Below are 23,409 nucleotides of genomic sequence, written 5' to 3'. Positions count from 1 at the left end.
TCGCGGATGATGCGCTCCGTCACGCTTCTGGACAGCAGCCGCTCGGTCTCGGATGTGACGTTCACCGGCGCATTGTTGCCGGCATCGCCGGTGCTGAGCGCAGTTGCAAGAGGCTTGTGGATCATCAGCCGGGACGCGGCGTGATAGCTCGGATTCAAGCCCGAGATCAGCACGATCGACGCCGCCATCAGCACCATCATCACCGCAACGATCATAACAAGCCGCCGACGGATCAAGCGTAATCCGGAGGTCAGGTCGAACTCTTCCGATTTCATTTCCGCCTGAAACCGGGGCTCATAATGGACGGCCGGGAGCGGAACGTTGCGGTCTGGCGGAAAAGTTGAAATTGTCATTGTGCGCTAACCTTTGCTTGAGGTTGCGCGGAGATGGTTTCGTAGAGGTTTTCCATCGACCGCATATACGCCTTCATACTGAAATGGTTGAGATAATGAGCGCGCGCGCCAGCTGCGAGGCGGCTGCGGATGTCTGGATCGGTAATCAGTTTGGCCAGCGCTGCGGCCAAGGCGTCCTTGTCTCCGACAGGGACGAAGACACCGGTTTCGCCGTCGGAAATGACCTCCTCATGCGCTCCGACACGGGTTGTGACAACAGCAAGTCCGTGGGAAAGCCCTTCGAGCACGGCCATTGCGAGGCCTTCGGCATGTGAGGGCAGGACCAGGATATCAGCGCGTGCGCAGAGTGCTCGTGTCTCGTCGGCGCCAAGCCATCCCGGCATGTCCACCAGGCCCGAAAGGCCCATGTCTGCAGCCTGACGGCGATAATCCTCGACAGGCCCGTCGCCTGCCAGTACGGCCCGCCACCGAAGCTCTTTCATGACGGGATGGCTGAGGGCGAGCAGAAGTTCCGGAACGCCTTTGCGTTCGCTCAGCCGACCGAGGAACACGATCAACGGCGGCTCGCCCGCACGAACATTATGTGCCCCGGGATCGGGGACACAATTGTGAGCGGTCACAAGGCGATGTTCGTCCACGCCCAGAAGTGTGGCGAGCGTCACGCGATCCCGCTGGCCCAGCGCCACGACACAATCAGCACGTTGAAACATGCGGCGTATGAGCGATTGCTGACGCGGCGAGCGTGCGGCAAAGTCGGTGGCATAGTCGTAGTCGTGCAGGTGCAATATGTGAAAGCACCCCAGCAAATGGGCAGCCTCGGTCAGGATCAGCTTTCTCGAGGTGCTGCCGCGGCCTGCGACATGGATATGGTGAATGCGTGTCGGATCGAGGATTCGATCCTTCGCCATTGTCAGGATGGCGCCTAGCAGGCGCAGAGACGACGTCGCGGCGGACCATCGGAGGCCCCTGGTGTCAGTGACGGCGTGTTCGCTCCCGCCTTCTTTAGCGGTGCTGGTTATATAACCGACCAGCCTGCCGATGCCGCCACCGTTCTCGCAGCCACCTGGAACATAGTGGCGGACGCTTGCCCTCTTCCGCATCGCCATCTGGGGATCATCCGCGAGTACCTTCATCAGCATGATCCGACCACCTCGCGATAAAGGGCTGCGGCGTGGGCGCCGACCTGTTCCGGCGAATTCGGTCCTGTTGCCCATGCGAGCGCGTTGGCGCCGAGATTGTTTCTAAGCTCGCTATTGTCAGCCAATGTCCGGATGGCTTTTGCGAGCTCTGCCGCGTCCCCTGGTGGAACCACCATTCCCAGTCCGTTGGGCTGAACGGTCGTTCGCAATTCGCCCACGTCGGTCACGATCACGGGCTTGCCGAACGCTGCAGCAAGGTTGAGCACGCCGCTTTGGGACGCTTCGGTATAGGGGAGGACGACAATATCGGTATCGAGGAAAAGCTGGGCGACTTCTGCGTCCTCGATAAAACGATTGCGAATATCGTAGCGGCCGGCCTCTCCCATGAGCGACCGGAAGATCCATGGGTCGTCGCCCCGGCCTGCGACCGTAACATGCAGATTGGGGAGCGCATTTTTGAGCATGGCCTCGGCGCGGATCAGATGCTCCAGGCCCTTGTAAGCGAAAATCCGTCCAAAGAGCAGGACGCGGATAGTTCCGTCGGCGGGACTCCTGGTCATCTTCTGCCGCCGAGCGAGGTCGGCATAGCGATGGATGGCAGGATGCGACAGGACATGCACGTGGTCCGGGGCTTTCGAATAGCGATCGAGGACCATCCGCTTCAGCCCTTCGCCGTGCACGACGACATGCCCCGACTGCTTTACCATCAATTCGGGAGCCCAGCCGGGCAGTGTGCGGGTATCGGAATCGCCGGGATGCACCTCCACATCATGGACGGTGGTCACGAGCGGGATCGGGCGCCAGAACGGCGCGGCAAAGTTCAGCCACAGCGTGGAATTACTCAGGAGATGAATGAGGTTTGGTTTCTCCTGCCGGATGAGACGCGTGAGGTGATGCAGGAACCACGGATTGGCAAGCGAGCGATGCCGTGGCCAGTCCAGAAGGTGAAGATCGACGGCCGGATCAAACCACGAAGCAAGATGCGCGTAGCGCCGGCGCGGGACGCCAAGGACGACCGGCATGTGCCGTGCGACGCCGCTCGCGAATGATATGGTGTAGTCTTCCAACTCGGAAACCAGCAGCAGCGCCTTCATTCCGCTGCCTCCGATAAGCTCAAGTCCCGGCCGGAACGAGGAAGATGATAGGCGCCACGCAACGCGTCGCGCGTCCGCCGCAACAGGTTCGGTTCTCCAGCGAAAAATAACCCTTCGACAGCAAGCCTGAGCCGGGTGCGCGCATTGACGCCATCCAGAACCGCAGCCGCCATCTGATAGGGATAGTGATCCGCCAGACTGAGCCTCGCCGGCAGATCATGGAATGAGAGAAATCGGTTTGTCGCTTCGACACTCCGTTGCCAATGCGCCATTCGCCGCTTCAGCATGGAGGCATCATCGATCGGCCGGTACCAGTTGTTGTTGTGAATTCTGTAGAACCCAAGTGAATCCGGCAAGGCAGCCACGTCGCCGAGAAATGGATAGATACCCGTAAGCCATGCATCGGCGGATATGCTGAACTGTTCGGGAATAGCCCCTGCGGCATCCCATGTGCTGCGTCGTACGGAGATGGCCGATGTCATCGGGAAGGGCCACCAGCCGGCCGATTTGGTCAGTTGTGGCGACAAGTCTCCCGAACACAGGGTTCGTGGGATCGGTTTGAGGGTTGGTGAGCCATCAATCGAAGTCGGCTGAAGCCGGTGATAGACAAGCGATACCTCGGGATGCGAGCGAAAAGCCGCTACCGTCGCGGCCAGCTTGCCCGGCGCCCACCAGTCATCAGCGTCCAGAAAACAGAGAATGCCGCCGCTGCTGAGTTTCACGGCAGTGTTGATCGCTGCAGCCTGTCCCGAATTCTCCTGAAAGATCACCTTCACCCGGCTGTCATAGTCTTCCAGAACGGAACGCGACTCGTCACTGGATCCATCGTCGACGACGATTATCTCGACGTCGGCAATCTCCTGGCTCAGGACGCTGTCGATCGCCTGTCCGACGAAGCGGCCGTAATTGTAATTGTTGATAAGAACGCTGATGCCCGGCCGCTCCATGACACCCTCTCAAGCCGCTTGCGGTACTGCACCGCGATGCAGCAACGTGACTACGATCGAGTCCGATAAGATTTCCCGTGGAGCCAAAGGGGTCACCGCCAACGATGTCGGGGCGAGTAACGCTTCCATCTCATAATATGCAGAACCAGGACCAGAACGCGAAACCATAGGAATCCCAACCCTCTAAGCGTCAACTACGAACAATCAGCCTGCGCCGGAATCATTGCCTTATGTCACCAGATGCTACCGCCCAGCCATGGCCTTTGCGCTATGCATTCCTTTCCAAGCTACCGGTGATTGGACACGCGTAACATCTGCTCTTATTGGCAATCCCCTATCCCTTGGCCGTCAACCTTTGAGGGAGGGGGCCGCCGAAGACGTAGGCGTGCCGGGGTCCCTGGGTAGTGGGTGCATGCTTTAGGTGTAGATGCCGCCACCATCGGGGTTAGTTCGTCGCGGATGTGGTCGGGCTATGGCGAGGCTGTTTCGATTTCGCCGGCCCATGTTGCCGTCGGCGGCAACGGTATCAAGATTGCGGTGACGCTAATCGAGAACACCGCGCCGTTCGCCACCGACAGCGGTTCACCACGCGACGGGTGTGATCCTGCGCACCGTTTTGATGGTGCGCAGTCATAGGTCTGCGGAAATTGAGGTCAGTGCCTGGCGGCCCGTGCGGTTAGACAGGCGCCCCGATAATCGGGGGAACAATGTTGTTGGCGGCGAGCCGTGCCTGTACGTCCACACTGAGCGTTCCGCGAACACCGGGATGGCGATGGCGGCCTTCCTCGGCATAGGAGTAGGTTTCCGCATCCGACGGACCGAACGTCATGAAAACCGCGACACGATCAGGCGTTCTGCCGAGCCGTCGAATGAATGCTCGCGTCACGGTGAATGCCTTCTGAACATCCAGGCGGAGCAGTGGACTGATCCGCTCGAAGAACCTGCGCAGGCTCTTGTCGATCAATGTCGGCATCTGTCCAGCATGTTCGATGCGCACGTCGAAGATGATCGCATCGCCCGCTCGCACGCCGAGCCCCTTTGCTGGCAGGCTCTGGACCAAACCCTTGAGGTGGGATCTTGGCCGTACCTTCAGCGTGGCGTTCGAGTTCTCGTCCTGGTCCTGCAGATAGAATGCGATCTTGTAGACCCTGAAGCTCTCGTCCGAGAAAATACTTCCGTCAACGCAGCGAGGATGGTGAGGGACGTCGTTGTGCCACGACGATGTAGTGTTGATCATGAGATCGCATTCGCCTGTAAGAACGACATCGAGGGGTCGCGTAATTTCCTTGAGGCGATTGAGGATTGCATCGGAAGTCATAAACCTGGCGATTTCATCGACGACATACATGGCGTGAAGTTGGAATTTGCCGCCATACAGATATTTGCCGCCGGATCTTAGATACTGTTTGGCAACCTGCCGTAATCTTCCCACCTGCTCAGGCGTCAGGACATTTCTGATGACGATATAGCCATCGGACGCCAAATCGTTCTGCAGCTGGCTGGTCGTGTTGGGGACCTTTGTAGGCCCTCCGGCGGGCATCGGTAATTCGTTTATTGAATTCACCCCTATTGAATTCATCATTGTCGCTCTCCCGACTTTGTCGCGCTCAAACCTCCCCAGCTTTGGCCGCGCTAAAGCGACTGTCTTCCGCGGTCCCGCGAAGGTCAAACCGCTCTTTTCGGGGTAACGCTTATCAAAAAGAGCAATCAAGCGTACCCCAGGGATACTGCCGTACTTCGAATATTGTAATTTATTTCTATGCGGAACCAGAAATGTGAAGTCTTTCTACGTCCAATAGCTGGATCTGAAAGTATGGAGACCGCGAGCTTGCCAGCATATTCTGACTACAGTTTCAGTTGGCAAAAGCGTAGGTCATGAGAAATTCACCGGCAGACAGAAACCAACCTTCGGTTCGTGATGTAAAGAGTTCCCTGAAGTGGACGAATGTCCTTGGTGTTCGAGTTTCCGCGGTCAATCTCAAGAGCGCGACCGGACTTATCCAAAAGGCAATTGAAGACGGCAGGAAAGAATATGTATGCGTTCGCGATGCACACGGTGTCGTGCGTTGTCAAAAGGATCCCGAGCTTCGGTCGATCCATAACCGGGCATTCCTCGTAACCCCTGACGGCATGCCGTTGGTATGGGCACTGAAACATGCTGGTCATCTTGAAAGTGACAGGGTCTACGGACCGGATCTCATGCTGTCCGTTTTCGATGCCGGCAGCTCCAAAGGTTTGCGCCACTTCCTTTACGGTGCAACAGCCGAAACGCTTGAGCAGCTGCAGGCGCGACTTCTCGCAAAATTTCCGCAAGCACGGATCGTTGGCTCCTACGCACCGCCTTTCCGCCAGCTGTCGATGCAAGAGGAGGCGGATATTGCCGACCGGCTCAATCGATCGGACGCCGATATCATCTGGGTCGGGCTGAGCAGCCCCAAGCAGGAGCTCTGGATGGCCCGCATGCGCGACCGTCTGGAGGCGCCGATGCTGATCGGTGTCGGCGCTGCCTTCGACTTCCACGCCGGCCTCAAGCGGCAGGCTCCAAGGGTCATTCAAAGAAGCGGCTTCGAATGGGCGTTTCGCCTCCTATGCGAGCCGCGACGGCTGTGGCGGCGTTACGCGCTCGTCGTGCCGACCTTCATCTCACTGACTGCCTTCCAGAGACTGGGCCTTCGGAAGTTCCCGATCGAAGACGCGGTTTCTGGATCGGGTGCGTCGGGACAAAGGCCGTAGAGGAGTAAAACATCATGTCCTCATTTGCGCCGTCAGCAATGACATCAGGCCCTTCGAAGGCATCTGCCACAAACGACATGGCGTCGCGGGCAATTCCGACGGGTTCCGTGCCGCCGGTAGCAGCCAGGACCGCCGATCCTTCGGGACAGTCATGGCTGAATTCGCCCATTGCACGCCGGCTTCCTCGGCTTGCAACCTTGTCATTCCTCGTTGCGGGCGACATTGCAAGCTATCTGGTCGCTTACCTGGCTCTCCTGTCCTTTCTTCCTGGTGGCTCGGCGGGCACGGTGATGGAGCGTGCCTTCTGCCTCGCAGCGCTGGCGTCGATCGTTCTCTATGCGTCGGCCGGCCTCTATCCCGGATATCGGCTGCACGACCACGAACATCTGCGGCGGCGCACGATAGCGGCCCTCAAGGTGGCTGCCCTTACGGCATTCGGAGCAATCATCCTGCCTGATGGGGGCGGGCTGCTGCTGGCCATCATTGGCTTTCTCGCCCTCGCGCTGATTGTCCAGCCATTCATGCATTGGTTCGCACGAAGCCTGTGCTGGAGACTCGGAATTTGGGGGGAGCGCGCGGTGATCATAGGGGGGCGCAACCTCATCCCAGCGCTCATGGCGCATTTCCAGGACCATTGGCAGTATGGCATCAAGCCGGAGTACCTGTCCTCCGAGGCGTCGGAAACATCGCCTGATGGTGGTCCGTCCATTGCGCTGATTGCAGGGGACACTGGCTCGCTTGCGCTCGACCTGACCGCCATGCGCCGGAAGTTCGCCGAAGTCATCCTCCTGTCCGATACGCCGAGCCTCAAGGTCAGCGGCTTGCGACCTGCGGATGTCGGCGGAGAGATCGGCATTCGCCTCACGGCAGCTGGGAGTTCGGTCAACTCGGACCTCGTTCGGCGGATTCTCGACCTCGCCATCGCCGTCCCGGCAACGATCGTGGTTTCGCCTTTCATCGCGATTGCGGCGGCCGCAATCTACGCCATCGATCCCGGGCCGGTCTTCTTCCGGCATACCAGGGAAGGGTTGTCCGGTAAGCCTGTGCACGTTCTGAAACTGAGGACGATGTATCAGGATGCAGAGCAGCGTCTCGAAGCATTGTTCCGTGAGAACCCTGCCATGCGGGCAGAGTGGTTGAGCCATTTCAAGCTCAAGGATGATCCACGCGTCCTGCCGGTTGTCGGACATCTCCTGCGCTCTTCGAGCTTCGACGAGCTCCCGCAGTTGGCGAACATCATTGCAGGTGAGATGGCCATCGTCGGACCGCGTCCTTTCCCGGAATATCATCTCCTGGCCATGGACGGTGAATTTAGAGACAAGCGCCGTTCCGTAACGCCGGGGCTCACGGGCCTCTGGCAGATATCCGAACGAAGCAATGCGGATATCGAGCTGCAGCAGCAACTCGACGAGTTCTACATCGACAACCGGTCCCTGTGGTTCGATTGCCAAATTCTTCTCAGCACAATTCCTGCGGTCTTCAAGCGCAGGGGAGCCTACTGACGATCCTCGCTTCTGCGGGGCAACCATCAACAACGGAGCACACCAATGCACGGACAAAAGCGAATTATGGTAACCGGCGGCACCGGCTTTCTGGGATCATTCCTGTGCGAAAGACTGTTGCGGGAGGGCAATGATGTTCTCGCCGTGGACAACTACTACACCGGATCACGCGATAACGTGCTGCACCTTCTCGACGACCCGCGGTTCGAGATCCTTCGCCACGATATTACCTTCCCGCTGTATGTAGAGGTCGACGAGATCTACAACCTCGCTTGTCCGGCATCTCCGGTCCACTATCAGGTCGATCCCGTTCAGACAGTCAAAACCAATGTGCACGGGGCCATCAATATGCTCGGCCTCGCCAAACGCACCAAGGCGAAGATCTTCCAGGCTTCCACAAGCGAAGTCTACGGCGATCCGGCAGTTCACCCTCAGCCCGAGGAGTATCGAGGCAGCGTCAATCCCATAGGGCCGCGGGCATGCTATGACGAGGGCAAGCGGTGTGCCGAAACATTGTTCTTCGATTACCATCGTCAATACGGCGTGGAAATCCGGGTGGCGCGAATCTTCAATACCTACGGGCCGCGCATGCAGACCAATGACGGCCGCGTCGTCTCCAACTTCATCGTCCAGGCGCTTCAAAACGAGCCGATTACCATCTTTGGCAACGGCACACAAACGCGCTCATTCTGCTACGTGGACGATTTGATCGAAGGCTTCATTCGTCTGATGGGCGCTCCGAATGGCGTTACCGGACCTATCAACCTCGGCAATCCCGGGGAATTCACGGTGCGGGAACTGGCGGAAATGGTGATCGAGATGACGGGTTCGAAATCAAGTATCGTTTACAAGCCCCTGCCAGTCGACGATCCGACGCAGCGCAAGCCGGACATCAGTCGTGCAAAGCAGGACCTGGGCTGGCAGCCCACGGTGAACCTGCATGAAGGTCTTGAGAAGACGATCGCCTATTTCGAGTGGAAGCTCTCTGGCGGAACCAGGAGCATGCCTGGCGTCCGGTCACCGCAACCGGCTTACACCCATCTGCCCACCCCGGCCGTCGGCATTCCCGTTCCGGAAGCCGCATCGATCGGGACGTGAACAGCAACGTCGATCATAAGGCGAAGCGCGTTTTTCGATGGGATGGTGCCGGAAACATGAATGTGCATAGCATACCAACAGGAGCCCCTGTGGGCGCAATACAGCGGTTAGGGCCAATCGTCTTTGCAGTCGACGCAGCCTATGCCGTTCCCTTGGCGACCGCTCTCAGATCGGTCGCCGAGAATAACAGAAGCGCATGGCCCCTGGATATCCATGTCATTCATGAGGGAATAGGCGAGGAAACCAAGCGGAGGATACTCGATTCTCTGCCGGCAAATTCGACAGTCATCCAGTGGCATCCCATCGGCACCCTGTCTTTCGCAAGCGGATTTTCGACGCGACCGGGCGTCTCGAAGATGACCTTTGCGAGGATACTTCTGCCGCAGTTCCTTCCCGAGACCTGCAATCGGGCTTTGTATCTGGATGGCGACATCCTTGTGCTGGATGCGCTCGAACAGCTCTGGAATATCGATCTGGGTGAGGCCGTGATTGGCGCCGTGCCGGATTATTGGCTGGATAATGTGGTGAGCATCGGATCGGGTGGCACAGGCGGGCCTCGGGTCGAACGCTATTTCAACGCCGGCATCCTCCTTATCGACCTTGCAAAATGGCGGGCGGAGGGAATATCGGAGCGATCACTGGATTATCTCGATCGTTTTCCGACCACGGAATATTCGGATCAGGACGCCCTCAACGTCGCCTGTGCGGGAAAGTGGAAAGTCCTGGATCGCGCCTGGAATTTTCAGTTCGAGCCCACCCAGGTCATCGCCCGTATCGCGCTCGAACAGAAACTCGCGATCGTTCATTTCGTGACCAACGTGAAGCCCTGGAAATCAGGAAGCCTAAGTCCGAACGTTGCATTTTACGATACGTTTCGATCCCGGACCCGTTTCGCGCTCACGCATCGGGAACGCGTTCAGAGCAGCTTGAAGCGTGCAGGCTCCCGGCTGCTTGCCCGATCCGCCTTGTTGAGAGCTGTGTGGACCTACACGAAATCGGCGATGCTAGCTCGAAATTCTACCCTGGCGAGAGTCAATCGAGGAGCGAAGCATATGTAAGAGTGAGACGACGCCGAATTCGGGTTCCATGAAATGCCCCGAACAAAACAATTGCCTGCGGAGGAACAAGTTTGCAACGTGTTGATGTCGTAATTCCCTGTTACAACTACGCTCATTTCCTGCAGGAATGTGTTGAAAGCGTTCTTTCACAGGCTGGCGTCGATGTGCGCGTGCTCATCCTCGACGATTGCTCGCCAGACAATACTCCGGAAGTCGGAATGGCCCTGGCATCCCGGGACAAACGGGTGACCTATCGGCGGCATGCAGTAAACAAACGCCACATCGCAACCTATAACGAAGGCATCGACTGGGCGGGCGGCGACTTGTTCCTGCTTCTCTCGGCAGATGATTATCTCTTGCCGGGCGCTCTGGCACGCGCGTCGGAGCTTATGAGCAATCAGCCTCATGTAGGATTCACGTTCGGGAACGCGCTGATAGCCGAGCCAGATGGCATCATAACCAAGCGCGTCGATCCTCTCGGCGGCAACAATATGCCCACCGTGCAGGTCATGTCCGGTCCGCAATTCATGCGGTTAAGTGGAGCAAACAACCTGGTTCCAACGCCGACGGCCGTCGTGAGAACGGCGTTGCAAAAGCAGGTTGGCGGTTATCATAAGGAACTGCCGCATACTGGCGATATGGAAATGTGGCTGCGGCTCGCATCACATGCTGAGGTCGGTTATATTAACGATGATCAAGCAGTATATCGCAGACATGCTTCGAATATGTCGCTGCAATACTATGGGCAAAGTATTCTTCCCGACCTCCGCCAAAGAAAACAGGCCTTCGATATTCTGTTCCGCCAAGGCGCAGACAGTCTCAGGAAAGATGAGAAACTAAGGCGCTTTCTCGCCAGAGATCTCGGAAAAGAGGCGCTTCGACTGGCAGGCATGGCATTCAATAATTTCGATGTCGCCACAGCCGTGGCCATTCAGCGCTTTGCTTTGGAGGTTTCTCCCGAAGTGCGAAATTCATTGCCCTGGATCAAGTTGGTTTGCAAACAGACCATCGGGCCTAAATACTGGTATGCATTGAATTCCCTCGGGCGACGCGTCGCAGGATAACGGGGCAGATCTGACCGGTTCAGAGCCAGTCCACCTCTGCACGATCGATGACGGCAGCCACTGGCTGATCACCTCATTGCTGATATGCCATGGCGCGCAGGAATGTGCTGCCGTTCGCCGACATTTGACAACTGCGAACGCACTACGATGGCTCCAGGTATTCGGGGGAGCGCCGTAGTTCCGAGGTGCTACAGCATCAAACAATTTCCCCGGAGGCGCATTTGGTCACGCCTCCGGGGACAATTTTGAACGACAATGTGCCGTCACATGTCAAAGCTTTACGCAGATCACAGCGTCAGCAGAGCGTCTTGTTCGCACTCGCGCCGGAAATACCATTCTGAAACAGGTCGTTGAGCTTGAACACAACTTCCGTTCTGTTCGTTGCTTTGACTTTTTTCATGATATTGCGAACATGGACTTTCACGGTGCTTTCTCGAAGATTGAGCTCGTAGGCGATGATTTTGTTCGCCTTTCCGCGCCGGAGCGCCTCCACAACTTCGGCCTGACGATCCGTGAAAATACCGGCCAACGGACGAGCTGTAGCGTTTCCGGATTCCAGCAAGTGACGCATGGCGAACAGTGTGCTGGCAGGAACAAAGACGCCACCCGCTACAGACAGCGCGATCAGTTCCATGCAGACGCTGATGCTGACCGAGGCGGGTATGTAACCCTTGGCCCCGTATTCGATCGCCCTTACGATTTGGCCGAAATCGTCGCTATCAGCCAGTATGATCACTGGTATCGCTCCGAACTCCGAAGCAAGGCTCCTGATTTGGCCCGAAACGGCGGGATCATCGATCTTCTTGCCGCCAATGTTCAGGAGAATTGCCGAAAGCGGCGGATATTCGTCGCATTTCTGCTTCCACTCCTCAACACTTCCGAAAGCCAGGATAAGCAGGTCCGTCTTGTAGGCAGCCATGCATTGCGCGAGGCACTGCCGATCAAGTTCGCGGTTGTCGAGGATCACCAAAGAATGCTTTGGTCTCGACTGTAAGCTCATTCCGGTTGAATTATTCTCTATCTTAAGTGGAAGAGCTACGTTTTCCTGCCTAAGGTCTAAATTTGGCACAAGCGCTGAATTCACTTCTTCATCCTCCCCAGCCGAGTTTCCCTACGCCCCAACAAAACCGAACACTCAAGCCCTTCAGATGTAAGGGTTTGGCAGCACTAAAGTAGGAACTAAATACCACAGTTTCTGTTATCTTAAACTAGCTAATATAGGCTAATGGAGCAGATTAGTTCCATCGTAAGGTGTAAAGAAGACGTAATTCTTGGTATAAACTTATACGATACTCCGCGGTTCGCGGATTGGTTGATTGCGTTGCTCCCTGATTACGAACCGTACCGCTAAACGTATGAAAATAATGCGCGCCTCCGGCGTATGACCGGAGCGCCTCCAGGCTTGCTCCATCACTAATGTTGATCGTTGACTATGAACTTGGGCGTACATCGTCCTAGGTAGATACGTCTTTAGGTGAATAAGCTTAGACGTTTTGTTTCTTTACTCCGATGATGAAAACAATTCTCTTTGAATAGAAGGAAATATTTGCTTCTTCGAAATGAAACCTTGAGCGCAATCACCTGATTGACGGTTTCATCTAGAAATCAGGGTTTGTGTGAAGAGTAAGGGGTGCATGCGTATGATTGCATCAGACGTAAGGCTGGATGATAGCAGTATCATCCATCATCGAGATCTCGTGAATCTCTATGGCTGCACGATCGGCGCGAGAACGCGCATCGGCACGTTCGTCGAAATCCAAAAAAACGTCCTTGTCGGAAAAGACTGCAAGATCTCCAGCCATTCCTTCATCTGCGAAGGCGTGACGCTGGAAGACGGTGTTTTCATCGGCCATGGGGTCATGTTCACCAATGACACGTACCCGCGCGCCGTTAATGCGGATGGCAGTCTGCAGACCGATACGGACTGGGTCGTCATCCCCACACTGGTCAAGCGTCATGCGTCGATCGGCAGCAATGCCACCATCCTGCCTGGCGTAACCATCGGAGAGGCGGCGCAGGTCGGTGCCGGGGCGGTTGTAACGAAAGATGTGCCTGACGGCGCCATTGTCGCGGGCGTTCCGGCCAGGATCACCGGTCACGTTCATGACCGGTCAGTTAACATGCAAGCGTTGGGAGGAATGCGATGATCGGCATTGCTGTTGTTGGATATGGGTATTGGGGCCCGAACCTGGTTCGTAACATCTCAGAAGCGGCAGGCGCCCAGCTTATTTCAGTCTGTGATCTCAATGTCGAACGGTTGGCGGCAGTTAAAAGCCGGTACCCGGCAGTGACGATCACTGACAATTTCGAAGAAGTCCTGCGTGATCCCAGAGTGGACGCAATCGCCATCGCGACGCCGGTCTTCACCCATTTCAAGCTCGCAATGCAGGCTATGATGGCCGGAAAGCATGTCTTCGTCGAGAAGCCGATGGCATCGACAGCGGAGGAAGCCTCCCGGATGGTCGAGGAAGCCGCGCGCCGGCGGCTGGTGCTGGCCGTGGATCACACCTTCGTTCACACTGGCGCCGTCCGCAAGATGCGCGAGCTGGTCGAGAACGGTCTGGGCGACATGTATTATTATGACTCCGTCCGGGTCAACCTGGGGCTCTTCCAGCACGATGTGAGCGTCATCTGGGATCTTGCGGTGCACGATCTCTCCATCCTGGACCATGTGGTGCAGGAAAGGCCGGTGGCCGTTTCTGCGACCGGCATGAGCCATGTGCTCGGAGAGCCGGAGAACATTGCGTATCTGACGCTGTTCTTCGAGAGCAAGCTCATCGCCCATATCCACGTCAACTGGCTAGCGCCCGTCAAGGTACGGCGCACGCTGATCGGTGGCAGCAATCAGATGGTCGTCTACGACGATCTGGAGCCCAGTGAAAAGATCAAGGTTTACGACAAGGGCATCACGCTGAATCCCAATTCTCAGGCCTATGGCGAGAAGGTGCATCAGATGATGGTCGGCTACCGCAGCGGCGACATGTGGGCACCGAAGCTCGATATGACCGAAGCATTGAAGCGCGAACTGGATCAGTTCGTCGAGTGCATCGAGCAAAACTCGCGACCGATCTCGGACGGCCAGGCCGGGCTGCGTGTGGTTCGCATCCTTGAAGCCGCAAGCCGGTCGCTCGCCCAGCGCGGTCGTATCATAGAGCTCGAAGAGGCGAGGCGAATTGCATGATCCCCTTTCTGGACCTCAAAGCGCAATACCAGTCGATTAAAAGCGAAATCGACGCCGCCGTGCTCGGTGTACTGGCGTCAGGGCAATACATACTGGGAGAGGAAGTCGTTCGTCTCGAGCAGGAGTTCGCCGATTTTTGCAACGTCAAGCATGCGATCGCTGTCAATACCGGGACGAGTGCGCTGCATCTGTCCCTCCTTGCGGCGGGCGTCGGACCGGGTGATGAAGTCATCACCGTGCCATTCACCTTCGTCGCGACGGTATCGGCGATCTGCTATGCAGGTGCGCGTCCAGTCTTCGTCGATGTGGAGCCTACGACGCTCACGATGGATGCGGCCCAGCTCGAGGCAAAGATTACGTCCCGGACCAAGGCCATTATTCCCGTCCACCTTTACGGCCAGATGGCCGATATGGACGCGATCAAGGCGATAGCCGACCACTACCGGATACCGATCATCGAAGACGCCTGCCAGGCGCATGGTGCTCGCTACAAGGGCGCGCGAGCCGGCAGCATCGGCACATCCGGCTGCTTCAGCTTCTATCCGGGCAAGAACCTCGGTGCTTGCGGCGAGGGAGGTATCGTTGTCACGAACAGCGACGATCAGGCCAAGACGATGCGCATGCTGCGCGACTGGGGTCAGGAGCAGCGCTATCATCATCTGCTGAAGGGTTTCAACTACCGCATGGACGCCATCCAGGGCGCCATCCTGCGAATCAAACTGCGGCATCTCGAAACCTGGACCGAAGCACGCCGCACACATGGTCGCCGCTACTCCTCGCTGCTTGCGCGAGCCAAACATTTGAATACGCCGATCGAGGCAGCGGAGCGGCGCCACGTCTACCATGTCTATGCCATCCGAAGCAGCGATCGCGATGTGCTTCAGCGCACGCTCACTGCGGAAGGCATTCAGTCCGGGCTGCATTATCCGATCCCTGTTCATCTGCAAAAGGCCCACGCCGATCTCGGCCACCAGGCCGGCGATTTCCCGGTCTCGGAGGCCGCGGCACGGGAGGTCCTCTCGCTCCCGATCTATCCCGAGATGCCCGCTTGGCATGTCGACCAGGTGGCCGCCGCGCTGGAGTATGCTTATGTCAGCTAGTCGTGCGGGCGAGGCCAGGGTCGTGCAGGCGGTCCATGGCCGGCATGAAAGGCCGGCGGATCCTGCCCATCACGCCGGGTTGGCCGAAGAGCTCAGGCAATCATACGGGCGCGCCGGTCTGATCGAGCTCTATGGTCGCTTCGCGAGCGGCGATGGTGTCGTCGATACCCTGATGCGGAAGGCCATCTGGCAAGCCATTGCGCGCAGCTGCGGCACAGGGTTGCAGGTTGCGGGCGGGGCCGGTTTCAAACATCCAGAAACGTTCGAAATCGGCAATGGCGTCTTCATCGGCGCCCAGGCCTATATCCAGGGGCGCTTCGACGGCACGTGCGTGATCGGCGACAATGTGTGGATCGGCCCGATGGCCTATTTCGACGCGCGCGACCTGGTGATCGAAGATTGTGTCGGCTGGGGTCCGGGTGCCAAGGTGCTTGGCTCGGCGCACACAGCACTCCCGGTTGATGTGCCGATCATCCGTACGGATCTCGAAATCAAACCGGTCCGCATCGGCGCATGGGCCGATATCGGAACGAACGCGACCATTCTTCCCGGCGTGACCATCGGGAAGGGGGCGATCGTCGGAGCAGGTGCAGTCGTCGTCTCCGATGTCGAGCCATTCTCAGTCGTCGCCGGGGTGCCGGCGAAGTTCATACGCTGGCGCACGGAAGCCGATCCTGTGCTGGATATATCGCGTGGAGGAAAATCGTGAGAAATCAACGGGTGCTCATTACCGGTGGAGCGGGCCTGATCGGGTCGCATATTGCCGATCTCGTCGCATTGGAAAAACCGCGTGAGATCATCATTCTCGACAATTTCGTGCGCGGACGTCGGGACAATCTCAGCACGGCGATAGCCGGCGGGGCCATTAACATCATCGAGGGAGATATCCGCGACAGAGCGCTGCTCGCAAAAACCTTCGAGGGCGTCGACATCGTTTTTCATCAGGCGGCCATCCGCATCACGCAATGCGCGGAAGATCCCCGGCTCGCCTTCGATGTTCTGGCGGAGGGCACGTTCAATGTCCTAGAGGCCGCCGTCAAGGCAGGCGTGTCGAAGGTCGTCGCTGCCTCCTCGGCCTCGGTGCTTGGTTTGGCCGAGACCTTTCCGACCACTGAAGCGCACCATCCCTATAACAACCGGACGATCTACGGTGCGGCCAAGACGTTCAACGAGGGGCTGCTTCGCAGCTTCGCGGAGATGTATGGTCTGCGCTACGTGGCGCTGCGTTATTTTAACGTCTACGGGCCGCGAATGGACGTTTATGGTGCCTATACAGAGGTGCTGATCCGCTGGATGGAGCGCCTGGCGGCCGGAATGCCGCCTCTCGTCTATGGAGACGGTAGCCAGACTATGGACTTCGTCGATGCGCGCGACATCGCCCGGGCAAACCTGTTGGCTGCGAAGAGCGACGTGACGGACGAGGTATTCAATGTCGCTAGCGGCAGGGAAATAAGCCTTCTGGAACTCGCGCAGATGCTGAGCAGCATCATGGGAGTTTCGCTCGAACCGCAGCATAAAGAGGCACGTGCGGTCAACGGTGTAACCCGCCGTCTTGCTGACATCAGCAAGGCCGAGAAGCTTCTGGGCTTCAAAGCTGAAATATCGATGGAGCAAGGGCTTCGCGACCTTGTCGCCTGGTGGCAGCTCAAGACTGCTGGAGCAGGAGGTCAAGCTGCATGAGCCCGTCGCCATCTACAATTCCGGTCGCCAAGCCCGTTCTTGGGGAGGAGGAGGCCGAGGCTGCGCGCCGCGTCATACTGTCAGGATGGGTGACGCAGGGGCCGGAAGTCGCGGCTTTCGAGAGTGAATTTGCCGCCTTTGTCGGCGCCGCGCATGCCTGCGCTGTTTCCAACTGCACGACTGCGCTGCATCTCGCCTTGAAGGCGGTGGGGGTCAATGCCGGCGATGAAGTCATCACGGTCAGCCATTCGTTCATCGCCACCGCGAATGCCGTTCGATACTGTGATGGAGTGCCTGTTTTCGTCGACATCGAAGCGGATGGCTACAATATCGATGCCAGCCTGATCGAAGGGGCAATCACACCCCGCACCAAAGCAATTCTCTGCGTGCATCAGCTCGGCATGCCTTGTGATCTGCGCTCGATCGTGGAGATCGGCAAGCGTCATCAGATACCGGTTATCGAGGATGCGGCTTGCGCGACAGGAAGCGAGATCCTCTGGGACGGGCGATGGGAAAAGATCGGCAAAGCGCATAGCGACATTGCCTGCTTTTCCTTCCATCCCCGGAAGGTCGTCACGACGGGTGATGGCGGCATGTTGACGACAGCCAATCCCGAGCATGACCGAAAATTCCGGCTATGGCGTCAGCACGGCATGAGTGTCACTGATGCCGTTCGTCACGGCTCGAAGCAGGTCATCTTCGAAGACTATGACGAAATGGGCTACAACTACCGTATGACCGACCTTCAGGCTGCGGTCGGCCGCGAGCAGTTGCGGCGGCTGCCGGGCCTGATTGCGCAGCGGAGGCTGCTTGCGGAGCAATATCGTGAGCGCCTGTCCGCTATTCCCGGATTGTCGCCGGTCGAGCCGCGTTGGGCTCGCAGCAACTGGCAGAGCTTCTGTGTGAGATTGCCTGAAACGGTGGATCAACGGGCGGTTATGCAAGCCCTCCTCGATCAGGGGATTTCGACGCGGCGCGGCGTCATGAACATCCATCTGGAGGGTGCCTATTCCGATCGGAGCTCGCATCGTGCCGCCACAAGCCTTATGCGAAGCGCAGCAGCGCAGCAGCAAACAATCATCCTGCCGCTTTATGCTCAGATGACGGAACTCGACATCGCACGTGTTGTCGAGGCACTTCGCGGGGCACTTGCTGAAGCTGTGACCGCCGAGGCGCATGTACAACGCGATTTGGACGTCGCTCTGGCCTGACAGGCTATTGCTGTCTGCATAAAGAACAATGCGCGCATCGCCTGATGCGCGCATTGTTCTTTATGCAGACTTCGCGATCCATCCCCGAATGATCGCTGGCACGGATTCTGGCGGAAGCAGCTCGACCAGCATACGCAGAGAATAGAGCCCGGTGAGAGCCACAGCGACGGAGCCCATCACCGTCGCCGGCCAAAGCGGCAGGACAGAGAATGCCAGGAAAACCAGCCCCGAGACGGGCAGGAAAAGCAAAGCGTGCCTACGATTGGCGGGAGACCAGCGGAAGCCGGTAAGCTTCCGCACGATCACGTAGATCAGGATGCTGTGCCACACATAGAGCCCGAAAAAGGCCATGCCGGCTCCGGGGGTGCCGAGCAGTGATACGAAGAGCCAGGCGAGCCCTACATGCACGACTGCGGCCGCTACCTCAGTCCAGAAGAAAATCGCCTGGGTACGCTTCGCGACGACAATGAAACCCATTGGCCACGAGATGATCCGCAGCATCATGCCGAGGCAGATCCAGCGCAAGAGATCCACGGCCCCGTGAAATTCCGCGGAATAGAACAAGCTCATCATGAGCGGCGCCAGGGTCAGTGTGGCGAGCAGACCGGGACCGGCCAGCAGCATGCTGATTTCCGCCTGCTCGTTGACCAGGCGATTGCATTCGGCATTGTTGTCCGCCGCCGCTGTCAGGCGCGGATAGAAGTCCGTTCCCATCGCCTGCAGGATGAAGCCGGCGTAAAGACCACCAAGGCCCCAGGCCGCCTGATACAATCCCGCCGCCATGACGCCGCCTTCCTTCAGCACGATGAGGCGGATGGCATAGGCTGCGCCAAAGGTCAGAAGCCCGCTTGCCATGAAGACGAAGCCGAGCCTGAGCAGCGCCGACACTTCGCCGCCGAACTGGCGTACAGGCATGGGCGTGGGATGTGAATAAATCCGCCGGCTGTACCACCAGGTTGGCAGGATTGAGGCGGCCGCGATTACCACAAGAGACGGTGCGATCGCCTGTAAGCCGAACAGATAGATCAGCGGAATGCTGATCGCCGTGCCTAGAAGCCCGGCATACACGTTGATGCGTGCTAGATCGGCAATGCCTCGTAGGCCTTGGATCAAGGCAGTCTGCCCTGCGGAGACCAGTCGAAAGAAGATTGCCAGAGACAGCAACGCAATGCCGCCTGCATGCTGGTAGTCGCCGAAGGTGAAATTCGAGACCGGGAATGCCAGCGCGGCGAGAAGGAGCGCGCCAAGCAATCCGAGCACAAGCGATATGCGTCTAAGTACTGTCGCGGATCGTGCGATCCTTTCAGCGTCATCAGTGCCCGCAGCTTCGGCAATCTGGCGCACGCCGCTGCTGCCGACGCCGAGCCCGGCGACCGCCTGCGCGATATCGAGGATCGACCCGTAAAGGCCCATGAGCCCCACGCCTTCCGGGCCGAGAAGAACAGCCATGGCTTTGTTTCTGATAATGCTGAGGGCGACGTTGACGAGCGAGGAACCGCCCATCAGCATGGTCGACTTCAGAATCTGGGTGTAAGTCTGGCTGCTGCTCGGGGTCATGCGCAAAGTCATCGGACGCCCCTGGCCTGTATCTCGTGATGGCGCTCAACCTTCCGCAGAAGACAGCTTGGCTGCTGCACATGCTTCTCGCGCATCACCGGCTTACCTGGCTGATATGCGCCTCTGTCTGGACAGGCAGCCCAGCGGCGTCTTCGGATGCCGCTTCTGCCATACGTGCCTGGGTTACCTTGACCACGTCACCCGGTGCCAGTTCGGTCGTTTCGGATGCCTGGAATTCTTCGACCTGTCCGTTGTCGCGACGGCTCACGGTGAAGGTCAGCGGAAGTTCTTCGCCGCGCTCATTCATGTTGCCGCTGCTGGCGAGTTCTTCGAGGAGCAGTTGCTGCGTCGTGTCGCGCTTGAGTTTCAGCTGATCGAGATTGGCCTTCTCCAACTGTACTTCGGAAGCGACTTCACTCCGGCGCGTGTCGGAAAGACCCTCGAGATTGCGCGTCGTCTCGTTGATCGCCTGACGCCCCCGCATGATCGCTGTGACAAGATCCAGCTTGTCTGACCGGTAGGTGGTGAGCAACCGTTCCAGGTCCATCTGGCGGGCGGTGATGGTGAGGCCTTTCTCGACCAGCGTCTTGACGCTGGTCAGCTGTTCCTCGACTGACTGGATATTGTCATCCGAACCCTTCAGCTTTTCCTCCAGCGTATCGATTTCCGCCTTCAGGAGATCGCGCAATTCGACGAGTGCCGTCGACTGCCTTTCCAGTGCACTTGCGCGAGCCTGAAATATGACCCGCTCTTCGTCATGGATACTGGCGGCATATTGCTGGTCGGTGACGGGCGGCTGATCGAAGGTTATCTCCTTTGCTCCAGCCATCTCCGCTTGCAGCCGCGCGAGCTTTGCGGAGCTGCGCAGCAGTGAATGATCGATTTCCCGCAGGTCGCCGGCAAGCGTGATCGTCTGCGATCTTTGCCGTGCCGCCGGCCGCAGCGGGCCGCCGCTCATGGCCAGGGATTGCAGGACGCTGAGACCAGACCGGAACTTGTATTCCCCCGGGGTCGTTACGTCTCCCACGACGTAAACGGACGGATAGTCGAGAACGTCGATCGTGACTGCAGGTGTCTGGGCCAAACCCATTTTATCCTGCAGGCGCTTGGCGATTTCCCTTGTCAGTCCGGCGTTGTCGAGATTTCCGACGGACAGCGAACCCAGAAAAGGCAGGGAGACTGCGCCCTCATTCGAAATTGTATATTCGCCGCCGATCGCATCCCATCGCTCAAACGCGCCTTTGGATGGCATCCATTGGACGACCGTCAGTCGGATTTTTGTTTGCGGAGCAAAGGGCGCGCTGTCGGCGAGAGCGGACGACGCCACGCCGGTGAGGAGGACGAGTGCGCTAACGGCAAACGTCGCACGAAAGAACATGCGAGGAACGCGGTACGAGAGCTTCATATACATGTCCAGCCTGCAAAGCATCCTTAAGCGGATACAGGTTCAATGCCTTAGACGCTGCGCGCACGCCGGACGCCCGGTCCGAGGCCGCAGCACCAGTTTGCAGCCTGGGGAAGGCTTGAGGAAGATGAAGGCCGGATGTTTAGCTTCATCACTATTGATGAGATAGGGTAGGTTGCTTCAACCCAAATCGAGCCGGGACATGTGTTGCCGGCTCGCGAATTTCAATTGGAGGCGGGACGTCCCCGCGGGTCTCCTGGCGGAATTGCGATCAGGTCGCGTCGCGCTCGGTACGCAGGTTGGCGACGACACGCCGGTTCTGCACCTTGCAGGAACGTTCCGTGCAGTCGCGGACCTCGCGGTCTGCGCCGTAACCCTTGGCCCACATGCGTCCGGCGTCGACGCCCTTGGAAACGAGATAGGTCATGACGGCATCGGCGCGCTGCTGCGACAAGGTCTTCATTTTCGCCTCCGAACCGGAATCGTCGGCAAATCCCTGCAGCTTGATCTGCCAGCTGGGATTCCGGCTCAGCCAGGCAGCCTGGTTGTCGAGCGTGGTCATGGCGACGGTATCGAGCTTGGCGGAATCTTGCGTGAAGTAGACCCGCCGCCCGACATTGAGGATGAAATCCTCTTCGCTGCCGGCCTTGACGTTCTCAAAGCCGGGCGCAGGATCGTTAGTCTGACCGGTCAACGGCGCCGCCGGAGGTTCTTCCACGGAGGCGATATCTGTGGTGCTGCAGGCTGCGAGTGCCAAAAGCAAGGCCGCGGCGGCGAGACGCTTCGTATATCCAGACATCAAGGTAATTTCCTCATTCGGCCGGAGTTGCCTGGCTGACTTCGGCGGGTGGCGCCTGGTCGGCAATATGCGGCAGGACCTGCACGGCGGTGCCGATCGGACAACGCTGGTAGAGATCAATGGCGTCTTCGTTGAACATGCGAATGCAGCCGCTGGAGGCATCCTTGCCGATGCTCCAGGGCTCAAGCGTGCCGTGGAAGCGATAGCCGGTATCGACACCGTCACGATGCAGGTACATGGCCCGGGGGCCGAGCGGGTTCTTTGGCGAGCCCCCGGCCACGAATTCGGGCAATTCAGGATGGCGCTTGCGCATCTCCGGTGGCGGTGTCCAGCGTGGCCAGAGCGATTTGCTGTCGATGGTAGCGCGGCCGAACCATTTGAAGCCCTCGCGGCCGACGCCGACGCCGTAGCGGATGGCTGTCTTGTTCTCCATGATCAAGTAGAGAAAATGGTGGCGCGTATCGACAACGACCGTGCCGATCGGCTCGCTACTGAAATATCTGACAACCTGGCGATGCCATTGCTTGTCGATCTTGGCGAAGTTGGTCGCTCGGAACGTCACGCCATTATCGACTGCAGTTCCAGCAAAATAGGAAGCCGCCTGGGCAAAGGCCGGCTTCTGTACGGCGGCGGTGCCAAGTAATGTCAATCCGCCAAGCAAGATATCCCTGCGTGTCCACACCATCGGCCGTATCCCCCTCAAAGCCAAGAAGCGCGGTGCCAGTAAAACAGATTTTTCATTTGCGACAACACAAAACTCTTCTCATCCCCTGTTCTTGAGGCTGAGTTGCTTGTGTTCAGGCTATAAATCGCTCCAATCGTTACTCGATAGAGGTGTCCCTATAGCCATCTGCATAACAGGACCATGAGCGGGTAGCGGTCGGAAGGACACGGATCGCTTCCGCACATACAGCGTGCAGAACATCGACATCTCGGTGGTCGACGCCTGAATTTAACGGAAGTCCGGTTGTTGATATTTACCAGGCCGTCCGGGCGGTGCTGAGTGCGAACGTATGGGAGGAAGTAACCAGGGCGACTTGAGCCTTGACCGAAACGGCACAATTTCCCGGATAGGAGAGGTTGTGCTGGATCAGGTGTTTGAGCAACTCATCGGCGTTGCGCTTTTCAGTCAGCGGAAATGTCACAGTCATATGCGTTCCTCCTGGGAGCAAATTGACCTTCGGAAGAGAAGTTAGGCCTGATTTCTTTTGCGCTGCAACAAGAAAATTTTAACTGTAAAATTAAAATCGATTAGCTTTTGAAGTCGCTATTTTAAAATCGTTTTAAATCCCGCAGCGTCTTTTGGTGCGGGGGAGCGCAGCGCTGCGACAAAATGCACGCAGCCGGATAAGGCCTTGTTAACCATCCAGGCTTCAGATGGAGGGAAGTTTAAACGTTCTACCAGAGCCGTGTGAATCTGTTCCGCCGCGTAGGGCTTTAAATCCGCACATACCCTCGAGAGTCGATGCCGACGGGCGGGTTATGCGC

21 protein-coding genes and 1 pseudogene are annotated in these 23,409 nt (G+C 58.0%); 11 read left to right on the top strand and 11 right to left on the bottom strand.

The annotated features are described in order from the left end of the window. The 5 genes and pseudogenes from FHX06_RS33410 to FHX06_RS33390 form a co-directional block, all read right to left on the bottom strand. Positions 1–275 (bottom strand): annotated as a pseudogene (locus tag FHX06_RS33410) (exopolysaccharide biosynthesis protein); the annotation flags it as partial. A 74-nt stretch (positions 276–349) separates the two neighbouring features. Then, on the bottom strand, positions 350–1,492 hold the full coding sequence (locus FHX06_RS33405; protein ID WP_183882461.1) for a glycosyltransferase family 4 protein: 1,143 nt from the start codon (positions 1,490–1,492) through the stop codon (positions 350–352). After that, positions 1,486–2,586 carry a glycosyltransferase family 4 protein gene (locus FHX06_RS33400; protein WP_112545475.1) on the bottom strand — a complete coding sequence of 367 codons (1,101 nt, stop codon included), beginning with the start codon at positions 2,584–2,586 and terminating at the stop codon, positions 1,486–1,488. Before FHX06_RS33400 ends, FHX06_RS33405 begins: the two co-directional genes overlap by 7 nt. Then, the gene (locus FHX06_RS33395; RefSeq protein WP_183882459.1) at positions 2,583–3,533 is read right to left on the bottom strand and encodes a glycosyltransferase family 2 protein; all 951 of its coding nucleotides are present in this window, start codon (positions 3,531–3,533) and stop codon (positions 2,583–2,585) included. The genes FHX06_RS33400 and FHX06_RS33395 overlap by 4 nt, the downstream gene beginning before the upstream one ends. A 676-nt stretch (positions 3,534–4,209) precedes the next feature. After that, the gene (locus FHX06_RS33390) at positions 4,210–5,244 is read right to left on the bottom strand and encodes a phytanoyl-CoA dioxygenase family protein (RefSeq protein ID WP_246715752.1); all 1,035 of its coding nucleotides are present in this window, start codon (positions 5,242–5,244) and stop codon (positions 4,210–4,212) included. 164 nt (positions 5,245–5,408) lie between these two features. Between FHX06_RS33390 and FHX06_RS33385 the strand changes: the two genes are divergently transcribed. The 5 genes from FHX06_RS33385 (at position 5,409) to FHX06_RS33365 (ending at position 10,988) form a co-directional block, all read left to right on the top strand. Further along, positions 5,409–6,266 carry a WecB/TagA/CpsF family glycosyltransferase gene (locus tag FHX06_RS33385; protein ID WP_183882457.1) on the top strand — a complete coding sequence of 286 codons (858 nt, stop codon included), beginning with the start codon at positions 5,409–5,411 and terminating at the stop codon, positions 6,264–6,266. A 14-nt stretch (positions 6,267–6,280) separates the two neighbouring features. Further along, entirely contained in the window at positions 6,281–7,768 is a 1,488-nt protein-coding gene (locus FHX06_RS33380; RefSeq protein ID WP_183882455.1) for a sugar transferase, read from the top strand. Positions 7,769–7,813: 45 nt separating this feature from the next. Next, positions 7,814–8,866, top strand: coding sequence for a UDP-glucuronic acid decarboxylase family protein (locus tag FHX06_RS33375; protein WP_183882453.1), 1,053 nt, complete (start codon positions 7,814–7,816; stop codon positions 8,864–8,866). Positions 8,867–8,922: 56 nt separating this feature from the next. After that, positions 8,923–9,924 carry a glycosyltransferase family 8 protein gene (locus FHX06_RS33370; protein WP_183882451.1) on the top strand — a complete coding sequence of 334 codons (1,002 nt, stop codon included), beginning with the start codon at positions 8,923–8,925 and terminating at the stop codon, positions 9,922–9,924. A gap of 71 nt (positions 9,925–9,995) precedes the next feature. Continuing rightward, positions 9,996–10,988: a glycosyltransferase family 2 protein gene (locus FHX06_RS33365; protein ID WP_183882449.1), complete on the top strand. Its 993-nt coding sequence runs from the start codon at positions 9,996–9,998 to the stop codon at positions 10,986–10,988. A gap of 295 nt (positions 10,989–11,283) precedes the next feature. On the opposite strand, the gene FHX06_RS33360 is transcribed toward FHX06_RS33365, so the two are convergent. After that, on the bottom strand, positions 11,284–12,072 hold the full coding sequence (locus tag FHX06_RS33360; protein ID WP_112545468.1) for a response regulator transcription factor: 789 nt from the start codon (positions 12,070–12,072) through the stop codon (positions 11,284–11,286). A gap of 556 nt (positions 12,073–12,628) precedes the next feature. Between FHX06_RS33360 and FHX06_RS33355 the strand changes: the two genes are divergently transcribed. Genes FHX06_RS33355 through FHX06_RS33330 form a run of 6 tightly spaced genes read left to right on the top strand, consistent with a single transcriptional unit; the run spans position 12,629 to position 18,160 of the window. Further along, positions 12,629–13,135: an acyltransferase gene (locus tag FHX06_RS33355; protein ID WP_112545509.1), complete on the top strand. Its 507-nt coding sequence runs from the start codon at positions 12,629–12,631 to the stop codon at positions 13,133–13,135. Continuing rightward, a complete protein-coding gene (locus FHX06_RS33350; RefSeq protein WP_183882447.1) occupies positions 13,132–14,169 on the top strand; it encodes a Gfo/Idh/MocA family protein in 1,038 nt (345 codons plus the stop codon). The genes FHX06_RS33355 and FHX06_RS33350 overlap by 4 nt, the downstream gene beginning before the upstream one ends. After that, complete coding sequence (locus tag FHX06_RS33345) at positions 14,166–15,269, top strand: DegT/DnrJ/EryC1/StrS family aminotransferase (protein ID WP_112545466.1); 1,104 nt, start codon at positions 14,166–14,168, stop codon at positions 15,267–15,269. Before FHX06_RS33350 ends, FHX06_RS33345 begins: the two co-directional genes overlap by 4 nt. Continuing rightward, positions 15,259–15,978, top strand: coding sequence for an acyltransferase (locus tag FHX06_RS33340; RefSeq protein ID WP_112545465.1), 720 nt, complete (start codon positions 15,259–15,261; stop codon positions 15,976–15,978). The genes FHX06_RS33345 and FHX06_RS33340 overlap by 11 nt, the downstream gene beginning before the upstream one ends. After that, positions 15,975–16,949 (top strand): NAD-dependent epimerase/dehydratase family protein, encoded by a 975-nt coding sequence (locus FHX06_RS33335; RefSeq protein ID WP_112545464.1) that lies wholly within the window; start codon positions 15,975–15,977, stop codon positions 16,947–16,949. The genes FHX06_RS33340 and FHX06_RS33335 overlap by 4 nt, the downstream gene beginning before the upstream one ends. After that, a complete protein-coding gene (locus FHX06_RS33330; RefSeq protein WP_183882446.1) occupies positions 16,946–18,160 on the top strand; it encodes a DegT/DnrJ/EryC1/StrS family aminotransferase in 1,215 nt (404 codons plus the stop codon). The genes FHX06_RS33335 and FHX06_RS33330 overlap by 4 nt, the downstream gene beginning before the upstream one ends. A gap of 60 nt (positions 18,161–18,220) precedes the next feature. On the opposite strand, the gene FHX06_RS33325 is transcribed toward FHX06_RS33330, so the two are convergent. From FHX06_RS33325 to FHX06_RS33305, 5 genes are all read right to left on the bottom strand, one after another. Then, positions 18,221–19,729: an O-antigen translocase gene (locus FHX06_RS33325; RefSeq protein WP_112970417.1), complete on the bottom strand. Its 1,509-nt coding sequence runs from the start codon at positions 19,727–19,729 to the stop codon at positions 18,221–18,223. Positions 19,730–19,811: 82 nt separating this feature from the next. Next, positions 19,812–21,122: a polysaccharide biosynthesis/export family protein gene (locus FHX06_RS33320; protein WP_183850195.1), complete on the bottom strand. Its 1,311-nt coding sequence runs from the start codon at positions 21,120–21,122 to the stop codon at positions 19,812–19,814. 271 nt (positions 21,123–21,393) lie between these two features. Beyond that, complete coding sequence (locus FHX06_RS33315) at positions 21,394–21,921, bottom strand: OmpA family protein (protein WP_210299412.1); 528 nt, start codon at positions 21,919–21,921, stop codon at positions 21,394–21,396. A 13-nt stretch (positions 21,922–21,934) separates the two neighbouring features. Further along, positions 21,935–22,606, bottom strand: a complete 672-nt coding sequence (locus tag FHX06_RS33310) for a L,D-transpeptidase (RefSeq protein WP_112545460.1) — start codon at positions 22,604–22,606, stop codon at positions 21,935–21,937. A 292-nt stretch (positions 22,607–22,898) separates the two neighbouring features. Further along, a complete protein-coding gene (locus FHX06_RS33305) occupies positions 22,899–23,072 on the bottom strand; it encodes a hypothetical protein (RefSeq protein ID WP_183882444.1) in 174 nt (57 codons plus the stop codon). Positions 23,073–23,409: the final 337 nt, after the last annotated feature.

This window comes from Rhizobium sp. BK512 (assembly GCF_014194915.1).
Taxonomy (GTDB): Bacteria; Pseudomonadota; Alphaproteobacteria; order Rhizobiales; family Rhizobiaceae; genus Rhizobium.
The sequence above is the reverse complement of the archived record's forward strand: the minus strand, read 5'-3'. Positions and strand labels throughout refer to the sequence as shown.

Bases quoted from the DNA above. Each gene is read 5' to 3' on its own strand.
- FHX06_RS33405 (WP_183882461.1), bottom strand. From the start codon at position 1,492: ATGCTGATGAAGGTACTCGCGGATGATCCCCAGATGGCGATGCGGAAG.
- FHX06_RS33400 (WP_112545475.1), bottom strand. From the start codon at position 2,586: ATGAAGGCGCTGCTGCTGGTTTCCGAGTTGGAAGACTACACCATATCA.
- FHX06_RS33395 (WP_183882459.1), bottom strand. From the start codon at position 3,533: ATGGAGCGGCCGGGCATCAGCGTTCTTATCAACAATTACAATTACGGC.
- FHX06_RS33385 (WP_183882457.1), top strand. From the start codon at position 5,409: ATGAGAAATTCACCGGCAGACAGAAACCAACCTTCGGTTCGTGATGTA.
- FHX06_RS33380 (WP_183882455.1), top strand. From the start codon at position 6,281: ATGTCCTCATTTGCGCCGTCAGCAATGACATCAGGCCCTTCGAAGGCA.
- FHX06_RS33375 (WP_183882453.1), top strand. From the start codon at position 7,814: ATGCACGGACAAAAGCGAATTATGGTAACCGGCGGCACCGGCTTTCTG.
- FHX06_RS33370 (WP_183882451.1), top strand. From the start codon at position 8,923: ATGAATGTGCATAGCATACCAACAGGAGCCCCTGTGGGCGCAATACAG.
- FHX06_RS33355 (WP_112545509.1), top strand. From the start codon at position 12,629: ATGATTGCATCAGACGTAAGGCTGGATGATAGCAGTATCATCCATCAT.
- FHX06_RS33350 (WP_183882447.1), top strand. From the start codon at position 13,132: ATGATCGGCATTGCTGTTGTTGGATATGGGTATTGGGGCCCGAACCTG.
- FHX06_RS33345 (WP_112545466.1), top strand. From the start codon at position 14,166: ATGATCCCCTTTCTGGACCTCAAAGCGCAATACCAGTCGATTAAAAGC.
- FHX06_RS33340 (WP_112545465.1), top strand. From the start codon at position 15,259: ATGTCAGCTAGTCGTGCGGGCGAGGCCAGGGTCGTGCAGGCGGTCCAT.
- FHX06_RS33330 (WP_183882446.1), top strand. From the start codon at position 16,946: ATGAGCCCGTCGCCATCTACAATTCCGGTCGCCAAGCCCGTTCTTGGG.
- FHX06_RS33325 (WP_112970417.1), bottom strand. From the start codon at position 19,729: ATGACTTTGCGCATGACCCCGAGCAGCAGCCAGACTTACACCCAGATT.
- FHX06_RS33320 (WP_183850195.1), bottom strand. From the start codon at position 21,122: ATGAAGCTCTCGTACCGCGTTCCTCGCATGTTCTTTCGTGCGACGTTT.
- FHX06_RS33315 (WP_210299412.1), bottom strand. From the start codon at position 21,921: ATGTCTGGATATACGAAGCGTCTCGCCGCCGCGGCCTTGCTTTTGGCA.
- FHX06_RS33310 (WP_112545460.1), bottom strand. From the start codon at position 22,606: ATGGTGTGGACACGCAGGGATATCTTGCTTGGCGGATTGACATTACTT.
- FHX06_RS33305 (WP_183882444.1), bottom strand. From the start codon at position 23,072: ATGACTGTGACATTTCCGCTGACTGAAAAGCGCAACGCCGATGAGTTG.